This window comes from Photobacterium marinum (assembly GCF_000331515.1).
Taxonomy (GTDB): domain Bacteria; phylum Pseudomonadota; class Gammaproteobacteria; order Enterobacterales; family Vibrionaceae; genus Photobacterium; species Photobacterium marinum.
The window spans coordinates 1-17251 of sequence record NZ_AMZO01000010.1; the positions used below are offsets into that span (position 1 = coordinate 1).

11 protein-coding genes and 1 pseudogene are annotated in these 17251 nt (G+C 42.8%); 5 read left to right on the top strand and 7 right to left on the bottom strand.

Annotation, left to right across the window (positions count from 1 at the left end):
* Positions 1-128: 128 nt before the first annotated feature.
* Positions 129-2258: a hypothetical protein gene (locus tag C942_RS08465; protein WP_007464670.1), complete on the bottom strand. Its 2130-nt coding sequence runs from the start codon at positions 2256-2258 to the stop codon at positions 129-131.
* A 422-nt stretch (positions 2259-2680) separates the two neighbouring features.
* On the opposite strand from C942_RS08465, the pseudogene C942_RS25795 reads away from it, so the two are divergent.
* Both C942_RS25795 and C942_RS08470 read left to right on the top strand, forming a co-directional pair.
* Positions 2681-2981 (top strand): annotated as a pseudogene (locus C942_RS25795) (IS1 family transposase); the annotation flags it as partial.
* Between the two features lie 461 nt (positions 2982-3442).
* Positions 3443-5080 carry a methyl-accepting chemotaxis protein gene (locus tag C942_RS08470; protein ID WP_007464672.1) on the top strand — a complete coding sequence of 546 codons (1638 nt, stop codon included), beginning with the start codon at positions 3443-3445 and terminating at the stop codon, positions 5078-5080.
* Positions 5081-5152: 72 nt separating this feature from the next.
* On the opposite strand, the gene C942_RS08475 is transcribed toward C942_RS08470, so the two are convergent.
* From C942_RS08475 to C942_RS08500, 6 genes are read right to left on the bottom strand one after another with little or no spacing between them, the layout of a single operon-like run.
* Positions 5153-6343, bottom strand: a complete 1191-nt coding sequence (locus tag C942_RS08475; RefSeq protein WP_157372591.1) for a tetratricopeptide repeat protein — start codon at positions 6341-6343, stop codon at positions 5153-5155.
* 22 nt (positions 6344-6365) lie between these two features.
* Positions 6366-7037: an energy transducer TonB gene (locus tag C942_RS24335; protein WP_007464675.1), complete on the bottom strand. Its 672-nt coding sequence runs from the start codon at positions 7035-7037 to the stop codon at positions 6366-6368.
* Positions 7006-7416, bottom strand: a complete 411-nt coding sequence (locus C942_RS08485) for an ExbD/TolR family protein (protein ID WP_007464676.1) — start codon at positions 7414-7416, stop codon at positions 7006-7008. Before C942_RS08485 ends, C942_RS24335 begins: the two co-directional genes overlap by 32 nt.
* Positions 7417-7419: 3 nt before the next feature.
* Positions 7420-7947: a MotA/TolQ/ExbB proton channel family protein gene (locus C942_RS08490; protein ID WP_051035758.1), complete on the bottom strand. Its 528-nt coding sequence runs from the start codon at positions 7945-7947 to the stop codon at positions 7420-7422.
* Positions 7928-9262 carry a MotA/TolQ/ExbB proton channel family protein gene (locus C942_RS08495; RefSeq protein WP_007464680.1) on the bottom strand — a complete coding sequence of 445 codons (1335 nt, stop codon included), beginning with the start codon at positions 9260-9262 and terminating at the stop codon, positions 7928-7930. The genes C942_RS08490 and C942_RS08495 overlap by 20 nt, the downstream gene beginning before the upstream one ends.
* Positions 9262-10023, bottom strand: a complete 762-nt coding sequence (locus tag C942_RS08500; protein ID WP_083882325.1) for a DUF3450 domain-containing protein — start codon at positions 10021-10023, stop codon at positions 9262-9264. Before C942_RS08500 ends, C942_RS08495 begins: the two co-directional genes overlap by 1 nt.
* Positions 10024-10165: 142 nt before the next feature.
* Here C942_RS08500 and C942_RS08505 point away from each other — a divergent pair, with 142 nt between their 5' ends.
* From C942_RS08505 to C942_RS08515, 3 genes are all read left to right on the top strand, one after another.
* On the top strand, positions 10166-12529 hold the full coding sequence (locus tag C942_RS08505) for a TonB-dependent receptor plug domain-containing protein (protein ID WP_007464683.1): 2364 nt from the start codon (positions 10166-10168) through the stop codon (positions 12527-12529).
* Positions 12530-12609: 80 nt separating this feature from the next.
* Positions 12610-14328 (top strand): ABC transporter ATP-binding protein/permease, encoded by a 1719-nt coding sequence (locus C942_RS08510; protein ID WP_007464685.1) that lies wholly within the window; start codon positions 12610-12612, stop codon positions 14326-14328.
* Positions 14322-17111, top strand: coding sequence for a M16 family metallopeptidase (locus C942_RS08515; protein ID WP_007464687.1), 2790 nt, complete (start codon positions 14322-14324; stop codon positions 17109-17111). Before C942_RS08510 ends, C942_RS08515 begins: the two co-directional genes overlap by 7 nt.
* Positions 17112-17251 lie beyond the last annotated feature (140 nt).

Here is a 17251-nt window from a genome sequence, read left to right on the forward strand (position 1 = left end):
CTGCCCGTCGTGTGCTCCCCGTCCGAGATCCTATCCGCTCCGCTAACACAACGAAGCCCCAGCTGAAATGCTGGGGCTTTTTTGTATGTGTTAATATTTTCCACTATCACAACAGAAGGTTGCAACAGTTATCGGCTTGCCAGAGAAGCCTTAACGGTTACACCGCTGCCTGTATTAGGTGAGATGATTAATTTAATACTCGTTGCATAGTTATTTAAATCATCTACTTTCACTGAAGAAGGGCTATCTACGCTGTAGATTTTTATTTCCTTGTCATTCGATTTTGGTGTAAGAAGTATGGTTTGCTCAGATTCTACTTTTTTACCTGTCCAACGGAATGTGGTTAAAAACACTTGATCGTTATCAATTTCCAGATAAGTGTTATCGCTTAGTGAATAATTGCCGCCATTACCTTTCACTTTTTTACACTCATTTTCTTTAGTGCACAGGTAATCGCCTATCTCTATAAGAGTGTCTAGAGATTTAACTGGTTCTGGTCTAGAGTCATTTAAATACGCAGCTATTTGAGATTCGATTTTACTAAGGGTTGCAGCAGAAAGCAGTGTCCCCGTAAATCCACCACTAGTTTCATTAGAGATCCCCTCACTTTGATTGCTGGTAAGAGTGGCCGTCTCATTAGAGTTGATGGTTAGCGTAAATTCAAATCCACTATTGGATTTAGCTCCATGTTTGTCTTCTGCATAAATGGTCATACGATAGCTCTTAGAGTCAGTTTCCGGGATAGGATATTCTCCGGATCCAAAACTATAAGTGCCCGTATCTTCATCAGGGCCAGTCAACTCTGGGAGTTTACTCTCTTCTATAGTTGAGAAATCAGCTGAATTTAGATGTAGCTTTACAGTTACAGGTTCATCCGAGTCATCAGAAAAAAGTCCAGCAAGATTTAACTCATAAGCCGTGAAGTTATAATATGCCGGTAAAATCCCCCCCCCAAAATCGCTCATATCCATCTCGTCATTAAATGCACCACTCCCCTCAGCTGTATCAACCAGGTTTTCAAGAAGTTGTGAAACTACAGCGCTGTTTGCTTTATACTGAGGTGCTGTATTTGCTACCTGCTCCTCTGTTACCGTTACATCAAACTCGATTGATTTGGACTGATACTCTTTATCTTCAATCGTCTTCTTAATATAGAGTTTGAACTCGTATTTTCCTTTTTGTGAAAAAGACAGAGACGGAATAGTTAAGACATCGTTTTTAAAGGTAATGTCTGGTACTACTGACGTTGCGTCAAACGGGCTACCTACCATTTTTTGTGTTAGAACATAGGTAACGTCTGCTTCTGTGTTGTTATTATCTGTAATATTGGTAATTTCAACATTTGATAGTTGCAGGCTTGCCGATTTATCGCTGCGTGCATCTGCTGCTTCCGAGATTTTTGCATTTAACTGTTGTTTGAGGCTCTCAGATTTAGTAGACAAAGGTTGAGGAATATCTTTCAGTACACTGCTATCTATTTCTACAGGTTCATCGGTATCTTTGTTGAATTCATTGATGTTGCCTTTTATATAAACCGCAATTTTTTCAAGTTCCCCAGTAGCAATAGCCCCATACGCCTTCAAGGTTCTGGCAATATTAATGACTTGCTTCTTATTTAACGATTGCTCTTCATCATTCACACCAACAAGTAGCTGAGCCATGGTATGCAAACTTTCTGCTGCATCCTTCACTTCAGCTGTTTTTTTAGCTTCAATATAATCACTTGTAAGAAGCGTAGTAATGTCGTCTGAACTAGAGTCAAGAAGCAGGGCACCGGCCAGATCTGATTTTGCCAGTTTAATAGCTTCTTTAATCTCTTGTTCAGTTGCAGAAGTGTCCAGCTCCTTGATGGTATTATGAATGTAAGTCGTAAGCGGAGAAATAACCGGGGAGTCAACTGAACCTAATAGTTGAGGGGCTGGAGAATACAGAGTATATCCTTCGGTCAACGTTTCCCCAGGATTATCTTTGTCTATTGTTGCAGTGTCAGTGACCGCGCAGTAACCGTCTGATAGTTCGTTTTTTTCAATGGATACTTGCCCGTCATTGTTGGTTGTTCCCAACAATTTCCCGTCTTTAAGACAGGTGCCTTTTTCGTCCTGTTTATAAATCTTGGCATTGATCAGATAACCGTCCATTGCAGTTACGGTAACTTTGTCCTGAGCTGCTGTAGCTTTGTTTTCCTTATCAGAAGAATTGCAGCCTGCGAGTGCAACCGTGCACCCAACTAAAGTCGCGATAAGTTTTTTATGAGCCATTTTAGCCTCTTTTTGTAGTTGTTCTTCGTACAGTCAATATATCGATATGACAAATTGGACGCGCAATGATAATGATAATGCGAATGGTTTTCAAATGCTATTAAGTGTTGACTTATCACAAAGTCTTACAGTCAAACAGTGTTAGAAATACTGGCTAAGGATTTATGGGTAAGCCTGAACAGCTGTTCTGGTTCATTTAGATTGTATTGATGTGGACGATGCTAGCAGTAATACCAACCAGATAGTCGGTGATAGAAGCTTTGCTGAGCTTAGGAAGAAGCGATCTATTGGGCTATTGTCTCAACAGTTTCCACGACGACTAATGTTTTGTTTTATGTGTTAACGTAAGAGTAACTATCGATACTTCTTACTTGTATCATGACAACCTTGATTTGAGTGGAATACTTATGAGTTGAAAGGGCGCGTATGTGTTTAGTCGGTGTACATCAGTTGTATTGTTGAATCTATTGATATTACTGAAACCCTTTAAAGTTCGTTTTTTGTACTGATAACTTTTCGCCTTATGAGTCTTACTTGCCATAGTCTAAACACATAATAGGAAAGTCTTATACGCAACGGATAGAGCGACAAAACCTTACACTAAGAACACACCTTCAGAGGCTAATGCATAAAACGATCTGCTTTTTAAAATCAGAAGAAATTCATGACAAAGTTATTGGCATTGTTATTGAGGATTATTATTTCAACGCTTTGGTGTCATGACCCATCTACAGGAAATATAAAAAACCATAAATATTGAATTTATATTTATCTTGGGAAATAACTGCTGCAGTTAGAATAGAGTTTGCTGTGTTTTACATGGCAGATAGCAAAAAAATGCTTACTGATATTGATTTCATTTTTCAGTTTTGAATTTGTTTCCTTATTGACTCAATTATTATCTGCTTACATTTAGTGTGTGGCTAAAACTCACTAAAAATTGGTGGGTGGAATGGTTGATGGTAGGTTTACTCCTCTCCATGAGTTTGGTGCATTATGCCTAAAGTCTTAATGGGAATTCTTTAAATTATTCTTGGATGCTTGTTTTGATTATTTATTTTTTCATATAGGTGTCGATGTTCGTTAAAGTCCTGCTCGTTGGGGATTGGTTCTTGTTTTTGTCTAATAAATAATCTTAATGCTCTGATTGTAATAATGAGCAGAAAGAGATTGGTTGTTTAGTAATGTTTTATAAAAATTTATCCGTTGGTAAAAAGATTGCTGTAATTTTTGCCGCTATAACGGCAATAGTTATTGTATTTGGCATATTTTTGATGAATGAGCTTAAACTTGTTCGTGCGGGAGTTTTAAATTTTGCTGACGAAACTATTCCGACTCTTATTGCAGTTGAAGACTTGCAGTTTGAAGTGTCTTACGTTCGACGCACCCAGTACGCAATTTTAACTTACAGTGACCCTAAAGCGATTCGCCAAAGAGTTGATAAGGCGACAGAGCAAAATCGCCAAATTGAAAGTATGTTTAAAGCTTATCAGGCTTCGGTTTCAGATATCGCTTCTGATCATGAGCGGCAGGTACTCAAAGAACTTCGTGTTGCATGGATTAATTATCAGAAATCGTTAAATGGTTTTGCAGAAGCTGCGCTTAGAGGTGATTTTGCGACGGCTCAGCCGATTCTTGCTGGGACGTTTGATGAGTTCCAAACGCTGAGTGCAACATTGGACAGCTTGAGAGAGATTAATCTGGGATTTGTTCAACAAAACCGCACCGATATGCTGGCAAGTACTGATCGCGTAAGCACTATTTCATTGACTGTGATTGCATCTTTAGTCATTTTTATGGGGGTGATGAACTTGTTTTTGACCCGCCAAATCTGTCGTCCTCTGAATCAGGTTATGTATTTTTCCAGTGAGATTGCATCCGGTAATCTTACCTACAATTTACATCGTGATGAAATTGGTAATGATGAACTAGGTATGTTGGCTGATTCCAGTGTAAAAATGCGTGACAATTTGCGTACCCTCGTTGAAGAGATTGTCGCTGCTGTTACACAGCTAAGCGCAGCAGTAGAAGAAGTGAGTGCTGTTTCAGAGCAATCATCCCAGGGCATGCAACAACAGCAGAATGAGATTACCATGGTTGCAACTGCGATGGATCAGATGAAGGCAACCGTTGCTGAAGTGGCTAGTAATACTGAAGTGGCTTCTGTATCTGCAACTTCAGCGAGTGATGAAGCTAAAATAGGTTGTCAGGATATTCAGCAGAGTATTGAGTCAATTCTTCGTGTATCTGCAGAAATTGACAATGCTGGCAAACTGGTTCAACACTTGGAACAAGAGTCGAATAATATCAACATGGTGGTGGATGTCATCCGTGATATAGCCGATCAGACTAACCTGTTGGCACTGAATGCTGCGATTGAAGCTGCACGAGCCGGTGAACAGGGCAGAGGTTTTGCGGTTGTTGCTGATGAAGTTCGTACATTGGCTGCTCGTACCCAGGACTCTACCGGTGAGATCGTCTCTATTATCGATAAGCTACAAAAAAGCGCGATTGAAGCTAAAGAGGCAACATCTGAAAGCTGTAATATGATTCAGGATTGTGTGGCTCAAAGCCAAAATACCGGTCGTACTATTGAAAGTATTGAGCAGAGCGTCGGTCAGATTGCCGATATGAACCAGCAGATTGCGAGTGCATGCAGCGAGCAGGATTCAGTAACGGATGAACTGGGACGAAATGTTGAAACCATTAACCAGTCTTCAAAAGAAGTGGCGACTGGGGCAGAGCAAACAGCACAAGCTTGTGTTGAATTAAGCCAGTTGGCTGCAAACCTGCAGTCGATGATGAGCCGGTTCAGAGTTTAGGGCTTTTCGTGTAATAAATATAAAAACCGCTGCCATAGTGCAGCGGTTTTTGTTAGTACATCGTCTCAAGTTTTAACTGGCAAGATAGTCAATTTGTTTTAGCCATTGTTGGACAATCACGTCATATTCCGGTGCTTTGATTAGGCGAAGCTGTTTAATAGATTCCTGATAGTTACCCAACTCATATAAGCTGATAGCTAGCATAAAACGCCACTGAGCATTATCAGGGTTATTATCTACCAGGGTTGTCAGAACATTGCGTGCCGGATTCCATTTGCCAAGACGGAATGCGATTTGCGCTTTCTGAATCATTTGGGCTGTAGTCAATGGTTGGTGCTTTTCCATTTCACTGAAGGTTTTCAGTGCAGCGATATGATCGCGCCCAAGCAGGTTGGCATTAGTCAGCAATTTATATAGTGCTTTCTGATCACTGATTTTTTGTTCTTTCAGTCCTCGTTCCAGTATTGGTAACGCTTTATGGGGCGCTGACTGATTCATATAGAGTTGTGCCAGTAATATCCATGAACGATCTGGCAATATTTCTGCGTGGTATGCTGTGGCCAGAACTTTCAGAGCTTCTTTTGCCTGTTGGTTCTCAAGGTAGTTATAGCCAAGGCGTTCCCAGTAATCGCCATTAGTCGGGAATAGCTTGGTCATTGTGATTAATAACTTTCTGGCTTTGTCTTTTTGTTCTGATTTCTCATACAGAGAAAGCAGGAGGCGATAATCATTTTCTCCTCTCTGTTCTATATTCATTGCATCTAGAACATCATGAATGGCAAGCTTAGTTTTTTCCTGTTGCAGGTAGGCGTGAGCTGAAAAAATGTAGTTATTGGCCAGCTGTGTTTGGATACTACTGATTTTTTTTGATTTTTCTTGCATGAGTGTCTTTAACTGCGCTTTTGCCGCAGGAAGCCAGTTTCGCAGAAACTTGCTGGTGAGCGGGTACTTGCTTTGTTGGTAGCTTAATTGCGCACCCAACAAATTAAAATTGAGTACCTGCTCCGTTGTCAGTTCAAGTTGTACGATTTCCTGAATCCGTTGCAGCGCACACGGATAGTCTTTTAACCTCATACAGTTATCCAGGTACAGGTTGCCGGCTAACAGCTTGACTGTATCGGACTGATTTTGAGCGTACTTGTAAAACTGAATAACTTCAGGAATAGCTCTCTCCGGAGAGTTGCTGATTGCATTTTGTATCCGCTGATACGATTGATAGATCTCCGGTGAAACTTCAATCGCATTAACGTGAAATGCGCTCATAACCAGAACCAGAGCGCAGATTTTATTTTTTAAGTTCATAGCTGATTTTTAACTGTTGCCACGGGGATTGCCCGGCTGCTGGTGGCTGAAAACGCCAACGGTAAGCCGCCCTTTTAGCTGATTGAGCAAACACACCAATTGGGTTTTCTGATATCACTTTGATTTTTGATACCTTGCCATCTTCTTTAATGAACAGGTGCAGGATAACCTCACCTTCAATCCCTAACTGTTTAGCCCTGGGTGGATACTGAGGTGGCAGCTGAAAAACGGGAATAGCGGAAACCAGACCGCTGGCCATATTGGCTTTGACTGAACTGTTCGAATTTGCCAGCGTGAGATCCAGTTTTGTCAGTGAAGGTTCAATACTGAATTCAGTCGCTGTCATTGCCGGTAAACTTATCGCTTGTACCGGGCTGATTTTACTTACTGACAGATTGATTTCAGGCATGGGTAACTTGCTGATGGCCGGTTGCTCAGTTGTGTGTGCCAGTTCAGTCGGCTCTTCTGGTTGTTTGGGCTCATCCATTGAACGAAATTGCCGGAAAGAAAGCCGTATATCGTGGTTCTCTGACTTAACCTGCTCACCCCAGATCAATGAATTCATGACCATAATCAGGCATGTATTAACAACTAGGGCCAGCATTGCCCCCATCAGGTGATGGTTAACTTTTCTTGTTGGTAGCAACGGCGACATTGCTGACTCCTGCCAGGCGAACCTGATCCAATGTTTCAATTAATCTGCCTGTTGGGACATCGTTATCGGCATTTATGACCACTGAAAGCTGCTCGCTTTGCATCGCACGGGTTTTGATTTCACTTTTGACGAAGCGAATATCAATTGGCTTTTTATCCAGCCAGATAATGCCTTCCTGATCGATAGAAACGACAACATTTTTTGCCGCCGGATGAGAGTCGCTGACACTGCTGTCTGGACGGTTAACATCAATGCTGTTGAGTTTGGTAAAGGAAGCACTGACGAGGAAGAAAATCAGCAGAATAAACACCATGTCGATCAGTGGTGTCATATTGATATCAATCGATTCCTGATTGTCGGTCGAGTGGTAATTACGCATCGGTTATACCCGGGATAATTGCTGTGAAAAGGCCAGTGAAAACTTATGAGCGCGCTGGCTTAACCTGTGATGAAAAAATACGCCTGATAATGAAGTCACCAGACCGGCCAGCGTTGTCAGCAGAGCACTGGCGATCCCCGTTGAAAAGGCAAGAAAACTGCCTGTCTCAGCGGTCATGGCCTGAAATGTATCAATCATGCCGTTAACGGTTCCAAGTAAACCAAGTAAAGGTAATATCTTTGACAGGGTGTTAATCATCATCTGATGAGCGAACATCTGTTGGGAAAACATGCTGACGAGGCAGCTTCTGCTGCCCTCGTTCGCTCGTTGTTTTTGTACCAATTTCAGCCAGACATCAGAGTATGTTTTAAGCAGCTCTTTACGGTGGTGGTTTTGGGTAAAAAAAGCGGTACCGATTAAGTACCACATCACGCATGACACCATCATAATCAGCCAGAAAATTACATTAGTTCTGATGAAGTGGCCAAATGCCTCATTGATCTCGAAAGCATCATAGAACATGATTTTCATCCATTTCCCGAATCGCGATCAGTCCTGCTCCCTGATGCTCAAGAATGTGGATCAGGGCGTTGCTCCTGCTGTTAAGGAAGCAGTGAATCAACACCAGCGGGATCGAGACAACAAGGCCGAGTGCTGTCGTCAGCAAGGCTTGGGAAATACCGGATGACAGAATTTTGGGGCTGCCGTTACCAAATGCGGTGATGGCCTGAAATGTTTCAATCATGCCGGAAACTGTCCCCAAAAGCCCAAGTAATGGTGCAATTCCAGCCAGAACAGCCAGTGTAGGAAGGCCTTTCTTAAGTTTAGGAATCTCGCCAAGAATCACTTCATCTAGCAGGCGACTGAGCTGATCGGCACACACATTAGCTTTGTTGCCGATTTTAAGCATTCTGCCTAGAGGGTTATCGCCGGGTGCTGTCAGATTTAAACGCTGGTTTTCGATTTGTTTACTCTGACGGAATAACCGGATGCCCTGGACAAGAGCAATAACAAGGCCTGCAAACCCAACCAGCAGAATCAGGTAGCCAACGATTCCTGCTTGCTTAACACGCTGCCAGTTATCTGGTTGTTCGCCGGCAATAGCGAGCAATGCACCCCTTGATGGGTCAATGGTTGCGGTAATCGACTCGTTATTGGTTTGTTCAAATTGTGCCAGGTTGTCCAGTGGTTCCCCTTGCGGCTGGTGTGGAAGCAAGATGAATGCACTGTTTTCATCAAGATAGCGCACATAACCTTGCTGAGTAAAAGCCGTAAATGTACCGATTCGGGTAACTTCATTTTGTTCCATTACGCCGTTTGGTAGCACAACAGAAGTGTTGAATTTCGTAATTTTTCCACTTTCCACCATCTGAAGCATATAGCCTGTCCAAAGGTTCTGGATATCAGCGTCAGTCGGCTGATGTTTACTATCTAATAATGGTGAAATTCGCAGCTTATCATCAGGAAACTGTGAGGAAAGCATAGAGTTAGATGCAAAGTGGTCAAGATCCGAAGCGGCTGACTGAAGTTGTTTAAAAAGTTGCTGAAGATCTGCACTTTCTTCTGCAAGCTTTTGGGTCAAGACTTCGATTTCTTTGTGGTTATTATCTATCTTTGCCAGTAGTAAATCCGTTTGTTTATTTAGTGTGTTCAGCTGAATTTTTGCTGCTTTAGTTGTTTCAGCTTGTTTTGTATGTAGTTTTTTAAATTGTTCCAACTGCGCATTATCGAGGGTGATATCTTGCTGGTAGCCCTGTCGGACTCGCTCCAACAGGTTATCAAGTTCATTGCTGTAACCAGTATTTGTGATCAGGACACTGATCATAAAAATAATGACTTTTCTCATTAGTTCGCTCGATAAACCGGAAGTGAAAGAAGTTGAGGTGAAATCTGTTGTTCGGCCAGTTTTATTGCTGTGCTGACTTGCTGTAGATCTTCTTCATTTAGAGGCTGCCATGTGCGGGATTGCTTATTCCACATTCCACCTTGTTGTTGATCGGGTGTCAGGTAATAAAGAGCAAGGCGACCAATTCTGAGCTGGTGCATTAATGTCGGTGAATTACTAAATGGCAGCGGTGCTTCCCAGCTCTCAATAGTTGAGCCGTATTCCGTTTCAATTTGATAAGCTTCTAGAATACGTCGGAATTTGTTACTGGTATCCAGAGTCGGATTACTAAGCAGTTTTTGTAACTCTTTAACTCTTGCCTGACGCTCCTGCCAAAGAAAAGGCACGTCATTAGCGACGAATTGTTCAAGAACGTCGATCATGTTTTCCATTTGTGGCACAAGCTGTTGACGAACTTTAGCCAGAGCTGCTCGCTGCTCTGTTAACTGTTGTTTTTGTTTTTCCTGTTCCTGAACCTGCGCAGACAGGTTTTGGTTATATTTTTTTGTTAGCGCACTTTCCCTGAGTAGATTTTGGTATTCCTGCAATAGCGCGTCAGTCTCATCATCAATAGCTTCGATTTTTGCGTGTGTTTCTATCGCGGAATTCATCGCTCTTGTTTGCGATTTCATCACAGGTTCAAGGTGAGATTCAGCGTGTGTTACTGAAGTAACCGCTATCAGGCTCAACAGCATCCAGCACTGCAAAGGGTTTATTTTCATATGGTTATTATTCAAGAAACAGAGATGGAGCAGGAATATACATTTAAATGATAGTGATAGCAATTATCATTTACACTAACGGTTTTAACTGTTAGCATCCCCCGCCTTAAGAGTTTTGATTATCAATCAACCAGATATTGTTATGAAAATAATAAAAATCCAAGACATTCTGTTAACAGCAGGGATGGCTGCGACAGGTTTTGCTGCGACTTCTGTTTACGCAGCATCTGACGTAGAGAGTAACGAACACCTCGTAGAAGAGACACAAGAGGTAGTTGTTGTCGATCAGGCTGATGACGGACTTACTTCAAAAACGATAATTGATCGTGAAGCCATCCAAAATACGCCAGATGGCAACGGTAATATGACGGATCTATTAAAATCGCATGTGAATGTGCGTTTTGAAAAAGATGCTGAAAATGGTTTTCAGGGTGGTGAAATTAAACCTGCCAGCGTTTCAATTAATGGTGCGCCAACCAGTCAGACAGCTTATATGGTTGATGGTATCAATATTAATAATGATATTGACCCGCATAGTATTTTGAATGATGGCAGTATTGGTGTTTTACCTGGTTCAAGTTCTGAACAGGCATATTTTTATGACTCATCAATGATTGGTAGCGTGACTGTTTACGACAGTAATGTACCTGCAAGCCTGGGGGGCTTTACTGGTGGTGTTATTGTTGCAGACAGTTTGTTTTATTCTGGTGTTGACCGGGTTAGTTTGAATTATCGTACGACTAACGATCATTTTGCATCAATGCAAATGGATGACACTGTCAGAGAAGAGTATAAGAAAGGTTCTGACGGATATGATGCAGAGCTACAACCTAAATATCAGAAAGACTTTGTTAATTTGGTAATAGAGCAGGGTATTACTGATGAAATTGGAATGGTTATAGGACTTAGCCGTCGCCAGTCAGATATTGCCCAAGTGCGTGTTGTTGACGCAAAAGGCACATTGGATGAGCAGGATCAAACTCGTCAAATTGACAATGTGATGGCTAACTTTCGTTGGCAGCCATCGGCAGAGAAAAGTCTTGATTTAAGTACTCGTTACTCATCATATGAGTCAGGGCAGTTTTATGCTGATATGGATAAAAATAACTTTATTGATCAGCACAGAGCATACGGAGCAACGTTAACTTGGCAGCAGCCAATCGTAACAGGGAGCTTGAAAGCTACAGCATCTTACGATGATTTTAACGATAGTCGTGATTCAAATAGCGCTGATGCTAAAGAAGTTCTTGTAGATGATAAGCTATATCGTGACGGTGGCTATGGTAACAGTGAACTTCGACAGCGTAATACCACTGTAAAAGTTGACTATACGTCAGATGACTTTGATGCATTAGGTCTTAAACATCGTATATCGGGTGGTTTGGCATCAACCGAAACAAAATATAATTTCGAGCGATTTTCAAATGTAAACCAGCAAGTAGTTGTATCTATTCCTGATTGGGAAGATATGGTTACACATGCAGATCTCGCTTTTGCAGGGAATGTAGATACAGATTACACAATTTATTCAGCATACATTGATAACTCAATGACTGTTGGAAACTGGTCTTTCCGTCCCGGTGTCCGTGTGGAACGTGACGATTATTTGGAAAATAATAATGTAGCCCCTCGCTTTTCAACGTCATGGCAGGCATTAGCTCATACTCGCTTTATTGCCGGTGCTAACCGTTATTACGGTCGTTCGTTTGCATCAATGAAACTTGCTGAAGGCATAAGTGAATTAAGCAGGGATACAACCCGTCGATTTGCTGATATTGAGAATTTTAAAACACCACATGCAGATGAATTAACTTTTGGTGTTGATCAGAATATTGGTAATTTCACTATTGCTGCACGTTATATTTGGCGAGAAAACAAAGATCGCCTGGTACTTCGCCGTACGACAGACTTAGATGGAAAAAGGTTGGATGAATATGTCAACGGCGGTGATTACCATGTTGATGTTTACACAGTGCAAGTAAGTAATATTCAACCATGGGTTGTAGGCCCGACACTTTGGAATACGACGATTGGGATTGATTGGTTGACTACAAATCGTGCTGATTTGGAAGCAACCCAGGATCCGGAAGAAAGTGTGGTTCTTGATGGCGAAGAAATGACGCGTCGTGAGATGGAAGGGAAGATTAACAGCAGCCAGGAAGAGTGGAATGTTCGTCTTGGCATTGATATGAAACTTCCGGAATACAATCTGACTTGGAGTAATAAGGTTTATATCAAGGCTCCAGTGCAGGGGTATGAAGAAATAGGTGAAACAGAACCTCGTCGCTTTAAGAGTTATGAGTTTGACACCCACACCCAGTGGGATACACAAGTTCGTTGGCAGCCATCAACATGGGGTAATCAGGATATCTACTTCCAGGCTGACTTGCTGAACGTACTGAACGAAACCCGTCGTTTTGGTACACAGGCAAATGGTAATGATGGTGATTTTGGTCTGTATTCACCGGGTCGTCAGTTATGGTTGGAAGTCGGTTATAACTTCTAATTAATCTCATTAATTAATAACCCATAGCTCTGCACATTATTGTGCAGAGCTTATTGTCGTTTTTATCTGGAGCTGAATTTATGCAGCTGAATAATTTAATTTCACTTACTAATCGGCATTTTTTACTGCAGGTGTGGAATTTAGCGTCTCCTTATTGGAAAAGTCAGGAAAAATGGCTGGCGCGTATTTTACTTGTAACCATTATTGCCCTTAATTTCGGTACGGTTCAGCTGGCTGTTTTATACAGTGACTGGAACCGGGACTTTTTTAATTTGATGCAAAATAAAGAGTGGCATAATTTCTGGCCGCTTTTGGGTAATTTTGTATGGATTATGGGGATCTTTACCTTAGTTGATTTAGGTGAAGATTACCTGCGCCGAACGCTGCGTATTCGTTGGCGTCGTTGGTTAACAGACGCATATTTAACTCAATGGCTTCAGAATAACCGTTTATTCCGTCATCAGGCACAGAAAGGTGCAATTGATAACCCGGATCAACGGGTAACGAATGATATTAAAGAGTTCTGTGACAGCACATTGAGAATGGGGTTGGGATTGCTACGTACCGTAACCAGCTTGTTCTCTTTTGTGGTTATTCTGTGGAACCTTTCAGGTCAGCTCGAATTTGAATTTGCTGGCAGTGAGTGGGTTATTCCCGGCTATATGGTTTGGGTGGCAATTCTGTATTCCATTGTCGGCACCTGGCTGACCCATAAGGTGGCCAAACCGCTGACTAAACTGAACTTCGAACAGGAAAGGCACGAGGCTAATTTCCGTTTTCATTTAATGCGTGTTCGTGAACATGCTGAATCCATTACTTTGCAAAGTGGTGAAGAAGCGGAACGTAAGCGTGCTGGTGGTTTGTTTGAACGTGTTTGGGAGAACTGGCAACAACTGACCATGATGAAGTTGCGCTATAACGCTTTTAATAGTGGTTATAACGAAGTTGCCCGTATTTTCCCGTACCTGGTTGCGGCTCCTCGCTTGATGAGTGGTGCGCTTCAGTTGGGCGATATGATGCAAACGGCTACCGGTTTCTATCGTGTGCAGGAAGCTTTCAGCTGGTTTGTTGATTCTTATGAATCTGTTGCTGAATGGAAAGCTGTGACTGATCGACTGATTAATTTCCATGTTCAGTTGGAGCAACTTTCGGGTCCTGCATCTGCAATTGAACAAGGTGAAGCGCCGGGCTGGAGCAACCTGACAGTTATTAATCCGCAGGATGAAGTGTTATTTGATGCAGGCACCGGTGCCCTAGAAGTTAATACCATGATTAGCGGCCCGTCTGGTTGCGGTAAAAGTACTCTGTTCCGAACGCTTGCCGGGCTTTGGCCTTGTGAAAAAGGGCAAATTGTCATGCCGCAAGGCAGCGATTGTATGTTCATTCCTCAGCGTGGTTATCTCCCTCACGCATCAATGCGAGAAGTGCTCAGCTATCCGTATGAATCTGGCAAGTGGACTGATGAAATTTATATGGATGCCCTTACCGCTGTTGGTCTGAATGAATTGGCGGATCTTGATACCAGCGACACATGGCAGCATCGCCTGTCCGGTGGTGAGTTACAGCGAGTCATGATTGCCCGCGCGTTGGTACATCAGCCGGAGTGGCTATTCCTGGATGAAGCGCTTTCTGCTGTTGATGAACAAAGTGAACAGGCAATTTATGTCCTGTTGAAAGAAAAAATGAGTAAAACCCGAGTTATTTCAATCAGTCACCGTTCAAACTCAGTGAACTGGCATGAACACCATCTGATGGTATGTAAGCAAACAAATCAGCTGGTGAAGGAAGTCGTATGTTAAAGAAATTATTGTGTCTGGTATTGAGTTTTTCGCTGCTTTCTTGCGCCAGTGTCAGCACTCAATATGCACAGTTGCCTTATAACAAGCTGGTTGAAAAGGGCCAGCTTGAAAATGGTTTTAAGTATTTTCTGGCACCCAACAGCAAACCATCCGATCGGGTGTATATTCGCTTGGTCGTGAATGCTGGCTCGATGAATGAAGATGATGATCAGAGCGGTGTCGCTCACATCGTAGAGCATATGGCTTTTAACGGCACTGAAAATTACCCGGGTAACAGTTTGATTGATGAGCTGGAAAAAATGGGAATGAAGTTCGGTGTCGATATTAATGCGTTCACGGACTTCGAGAACACAGTTTATATTCTCAACCTGCCGAATAATGAACCGGATCTAATTAATTTAGCTCTGGAGATCGTGGCTGACTGGACCGGCAGAGTGACATTTCACAAAGCGGATTTGGAAGCAGAACGCGGTGTTGTGCTAGAAGAGTGGCGTAGCCGGCTTGGCCCGCAATTGCGTCTAGGTGATAAGAAGTCTGCCGTCGAAATGGCCGGTTCTCGTTATGTTACACGTGATCCTATTGGCAGTGTTTACTCAATCAAAAATGTATCCGTAGAGCGAGTTGCTGATTTCTATTACCGTTGGTATCGCGCTGATAATATGTCGCTGGTCATTGCCGGTGATGTCGATGCAAGCCGGATTAAGCAGCAAATCAGTGAGAAGTTTGCATATCTGAATCAGCCTGAAAAGCCGATGGATCCGATTGATTACTCAGTACCTATCCCGGATCAACTACGTGTTGCATCAGTAACAGAAGCCAGCCGGGCAGATTCATCGTTCGAGTTTAGTTTTTTGAAGCCATATCAGGAGGACAACTCTTTTTCTGCTTATAAGCAAAGCTTTATCAAAAACATTGCGACCAAGCTGGTGAATATTCGTTTCCAGGAATGGCAGGAGAAACAAACTGGGCTGATAAACAGCGCCACTTATTTTTCTACCAGCCTTGGCCGTGAAACGTCGCAGGATCTTTTTTCACTGCAGCTTTCTGAACCAAAGTTTGAGCAAGCCGCAGAGCAACTGTTTGCTGTGTTGGCTCAGATCAAACAGCATGGATTCCTGGCTTCAGAATTTGAAGGTGAGAGAGAACGCATTGATGCGATCCTTACCCGTCGTGCAAAATCAATGGAGTCGCCATACAGCATCGACCTGGCCAGCGATATGGTTGACAGTGCGGCTACAGGTCAGTTGATTATGAATGATGAGGTGCTGCTTAAGATCAATCAGTCCTTGCTTAAAGATGTCACACTTGAGCAGGTTAATGCGGCCTTTACTGAGTTGATTAAGCCGCAGGCGAGAATGTTAATGCTGACTCACCCGAATGGGGTCATTAAACCGACGCTGACAACTGAAACAGCAGAGCAGTTATGGCAAGCAGCCATGAATAAGCCTCAGCCGAAGTATCAGGTGGAAACAGTAACCGCTGAACTGCCGGAACCACCGAGTAAAGCCGGTGATCTGACGCTGGAGAAAGAGTGGCTTGAGTTGGGGATTAAAGAATACCGACTTAGTAATGGTTCAAAACTGATTTATAACTACAGCGATACCACGCCTAATGAAGTGCATTTCAAAATGTACACCGCAGGCGGTTTGATGTCGGTTCCTGCCGAAGATTACTCGAAAGTTAAGATTGCCGCGGAAGTGATCGATGAATACGGGATGGGTTCTCTGAGCCGTAAAGAGCTTCGAACCATCATGAATGGGCGCCCGATTGCCTTTACTACTATTCTGGATGATTACGAACAGGGTTTTTCTGGCTGGAGCCGGAGTAATGACATTGATACTTTGTTTAAGTTGTCCCGCCTTAAGCATGAAGACGTCGTGGTTACGGACGAAATCGTTGCAGAATACAAGCGAGACATGATTCGTCGTTTGTCTGAAGCCACCCGTGATGCTGAAGATGTTTTTGCCCGTAAAGTCTCTGCTGTTCGCTTTCCTCAGCAGCCGACAGTTTACAGTCTGACTATGCAGGCGGTGGACTCTGTTGATACCCAGAGCCTGATTGATGCTTATCGCCAGTATGTTTTGTCGAAAACAGATTATACCTACTACATTGTGGGCGATATCAAAGAGAGTATTCTTTTGCCGAAAGTGAAACGCTATTTGGCATCGCTGCCAGTGAAAAAACAGCAGCGTCAGATGCGTCAGTTTGAAGTTGCCTCGCCGGATGAACGTTTGGTGGTGAAGCAAAACAGAGAACCGAGCTCAGAAGTTGAGATTTACCTGAGTTGGAAGACGCCATGGAGCCTGCAAAAGAACTATCAGCTTGATGTGGCCGGTGAACTGGTCCAGCAGGAACTGCGTCAGGTATTACGTGAAGAAGCATCGGGCGTTTATGGTGTTAGCAGCTGGTTCTGGCAGGAACCTAATGATGGATACGCGATTGGTCGAATCAGCTTCAACTGTGCGCCGGAAAGGGTAGATGAACTGATTAACCTGACAGACAAGGTGTTGGCAAAGGTAAAAGAGAATGGTGTCTCAGAGCAAGGATTGGATAACATCAAAAATCAACGCAAAGATCGTTATCAGCGCTTGGTTAAATCTAACCTAGGCTGGCTGGATGTGATTAGCCAGAGTTATGCTCGTTACGGTGTGCCGACTGAAATTTATGCGCAGGAAAAGCTGAATGAACAGTTGGACAAATCCGTAGTTGATAAAACATTGTTGGATATGCTCAATCACAGTGAACGCTTTGAAGCTGTTCTGATGCCTGAAGATGATGTTTAAAATTGCTTAATGTTCTTGATTTCGCTTTGTTTTCATTCAAAACAATCAAAAAATGCATGGTTTTGATCGAATGTTGAGCGGTTGAGCAGTCAGGGGCTTTACAGTAATAAAAGTGCTGTGTATTATTCGCCGCACTTACG

Excerpts from the sequence above, each read along its gene's own strand:
- C942_RS08515 (WP_007464687.1), top strand. The coding sequence starts at position 14,322 with ATGTTAAAGAAATTATTGTGTCTGGTATTGAGTTTTTCGCTGCTTTCT.
- C942_RS08505 (WP_007464683.1), top strand. The coding sequence starts at position 10,166 with ATGAAAATAATAAAAATCCAAGACATTCTGTTAACAGCAGGGATGGCT.
- C942_RS24335 (WP_007464675.1), bottom strand. The coding sequence starts at position 7,037 with ATGTCGCCGTTGCTACCAACAAGAAAAGTTAACCATCACCTGATGGGG.
- C942_RS08510 (WP_007464685.1), top strand. The coding sequence starts at position 12,610 with ATGCAGCTGAATAATTTAATTTCACTTACTAATCGGCATTTTTTACTG.
- C942_RS08485 (WP_007464676.1), bottom strand. The coding sequence starts at position 7,416 with ATGCGTAATTACCACTCGACCGACAATCAGGAATCGATTGATATCAAT.
- C942_RS08465 (WP_007464670.1), bottom strand. The coding sequence starts at position 2,258 with ATGGCTCATAAAAAACTTATCGCGACTTTAGTTGGGTGCACGGTTGCA.
- C942_RS08490 (WP_051035758.1), bottom strand. The coding sequence starts at position 7,947 with ATGAAAATCATGTTCTATGATGCTTTCGAGATCAATGAGGCATTTGGC.
- C942_RS08475 (WP_157372591.1), bottom strand. The coding sequence starts at position 6,343 with ATGAGCGCATTTCACGTTAATGCGATTGAAGTTTCACCGGAGATCTAT.
- C942_RS08500 (WP_083882325.1), bottom strand. The coding sequence starts at position 10,023 with ATGAAAATAAACCCTTTGCAGTGCTGGATGCTGTTGAGCCTGATAGCG.
- C942_RS08495 (WP_007464680.1), bottom strand. The coding sequence starts at position 9,262 with ATGAGAAAAGTCATTATTTTTATGATCAGTGTCCTGATCACAAATACT.
- C942_RS08470 (WP_007464672.1), top strand. The coding sequence starts at position 3,443 with ATGTTTTATAAAAATTTATCCGTTGGTAAAAAGATTGCTGTAATTTTT.